3 protein-coding genes and 2 pseudogenes are annotated in these 1,976 nt (G+C 41.0%); 3 read left to right on the top strand and 2 right to left on the bottom strand.

Translation table 11 applies throughout. The annotated features are described in order from the left end of the window. Positions 1-39 precede the first annotated feature (39 nt). Positions 40-156, bottom strand: a pseudogene (locus QUB06_RS34460) (ISKra4 family transposase); the annotation flags it as partial. A gap of 63 nt (positions 157-219) precedes the next feature. On the opposite strand from QUB06_RS34460, the pseudogene QUB06_RS34455 reads away from it, so the two are divergent. The 3 genes and pseudogenes from QUB06_RS34455 to QUB06_RS34445 all read left to right on the top strand — a co-directional run bounded on the left by QUB06_RS34455 (position 220) and on the right by QUB06_RS34445 (position 1,879). Next, a pseudogene (locus tag QUB06_RS34455) lies at positions 220-959 on the top strand (IS1 family transposase). 189 nt (positions 960-1,148) lie between these two features. Beyond that, positions 1,149-1,307, top strand: coding sequence for a hypothetical protein (locus QUB06_RS34450; RefSeq protein ID WP_333439314.1), 159 nt, complete (start codon positions 1,149-1,151; stop codon positions 1,305-1,307). Positions 1,308-1,573: 266 nt separating this feature from the next. Then, complete coding sequence (locus tag QUB06_RS34445) at positions 1,574-1,879, top strand: hypothetical protein (protein ID WP_333439312.1); 306 nt, start codon at positions 1,574-1,576, stop codon at positions 1,877-1,879. A 2-nt stretch (positions 1,880-1,881) separates the two neighbouring features. Here the strand turns inward: QUB06_RS34445 and QUB06_RS34440 are convergent. Continuing rightward, positions 1,882-1,976: transposase (locus QUB06_RS34440; protein WP_333439316.1), on the bottom strand; the 95-nt coding region annotated here is incomplete at its 5' end.

Below are 1,976 nucleotides of genomic sequence, written 5' to 3'. Positions count from 1 at the left end.
TTGAAAACTACAAAAATAGATGTTTACTTACTTGGCATTTTAATTGTTAGTTTGGCATACCAAGTAAGGAAGAACCGAAATTTTCAACCTTCTATCTATTTGTTTGACCGTCGATTCCACCGCTCCCGATCCGATGGAACAAATCTGGCGTTGCTGAATTGAGGTAGGATAAATGGAGCGAGGGATTCATAAAAACCAACTAACTGAAAGTGAAAGACAATGAAATGTCCCGAATGTAAGTTAACTCATGTTAATAAAAATGGTCACAAAAAAGGCAAGAAAAATTATATTTATGTTGACGGTGACAGGCAATTTATAGATTGCTATCAAAGCCACCGTGGCTACGAACAAGAAGTTAAAGATGAATGCCTAAAGATGTAGATTAAGGGAATGGGTTTTCGGGCGATAGAGAGAGTAAAAGGCGTGCCTCACAGGACAAGAATTAATTGGGTCAAGCAAGTTGGAAAATTGCTACCATCGGCTTACGCTCCCGAGATAATTCCCGAAGTAGGAGAACTAGATGAACTACAAACTTTTGTCGGCTCAAAAAAAACAAAATCGGGGTGGGGACAGTAGTAGACAACTTTAGACCAGGTATTCTAGGAGGGGTATTAGGAGACCGAGCGTGCTAAAACATTTGAACCTTTGTGGGATGTAGTTAGTAAATGGGGATGTTATTTTTATGTGACGGATGGCCCGAAAGTTGCTCCAACGTTTATTTCAGATGGAGACCCAATTATATCCAAAACTTACATGACTTGCAGTTGAAGGTGAAAACACAAGATTAAGGCATTATCTGGCTCGATTAAAACGAAAAACTCTTTGTTATTCTGGCATCAGAAAGAAGGCTCAGATATTCAATTAAGCTACTTATTCATTACCTCAAGTTTAATGATGTTCCCGTTCCATATTCAATTAATTATTCCGAGCGAGCATTACTCACCGCACGGGATTGCTAAATCATACCCCAATTCAGCAACGCCAGTTGCAATAAGCGGAGAACAGATGACCTTGAACAAGAATTAGCAGAAGCCCGCGCGGACTACGCCAAGCTTCTAGAATCTAGTACCCACATCACCCATAAGCTCAGGCAAGAATTAGCAGAAGTGCGATCGCAACTTACGACCGAGCGCGCCGATCGTGAGAAAATGGAAACACAGCTCGCCGACCTGAAACAAAAATCAGCCACTGCCAGCGAGTTGCCAGAAGCGGCCGACTTGCTCAATCAGTTGAAAAACAGACGCAAAAAGTCCGGGGCAAGCTTGGCCGATATGGAGGCGGTTTTGGACATATTAGAAAACCATTAGCGCGAAAGTTGAGCGGAAAACGGTTTTTCTTGCTATGTAATTAACCTGAAACCCTTAACAGGCAAGAGAATTGTTAAACGGAGAGGGTGGGATTTGAACCCACGGAACCTTGCGTCCCTCCTGATTTCAAGTCAGGCGTGTGAGATAGTGTAATGCTTATACTGCAAGGTTTTGACAAATAAATTATTCGAGCTATTGACTTTTATATACCACTACATATACCATTTAAATAGATAAAACCCCCTACCGAACATTGACAAACCAATATGTACAGCACAAGCTCAAACTTCAAATGGCTGAATATTCAAGTACAGCGTCATCAGGCTAAGCCCTACTATGCTGCGAGATTACATCAAAGACTGGGGAGAACTACGCTAGGACTGGGAAGCGACGAAATTCAATCTCTTGCCATTGCTCAACAGTTAGATATAGAAATAGAACGTTTAGTGTCTAACGGTGAACAATTGGAGCTAGACTACTTAAAGTCATTTGTTGCAGCCTTAAAGCAGCCAAAAAGTACCGCTACACTGCGGGTTGTTCAAAAAAACGGTTCTACCGAACCTAGTATGTAAAACTAACTAGCAAAATGCCAATGTAAGAAGCTCCTCAGAATAAAGTTGTCAAAATTTCTAAACCCATAGGCTTTTCTTTTGATTAGCTTTAATTTGT

This window comes from Microcoleus sp. D2_18a_D3 (genome assembly GCF_036702455.1).
GTDB lineage: Bacteria > Cyanobacteriota > Cyanobacteriia > Cyanobacteriales > Microcoleaceae > Microcoleus.
This window is presented reverse-complemented; position numbering and strand designations above follow the sequence as displayed.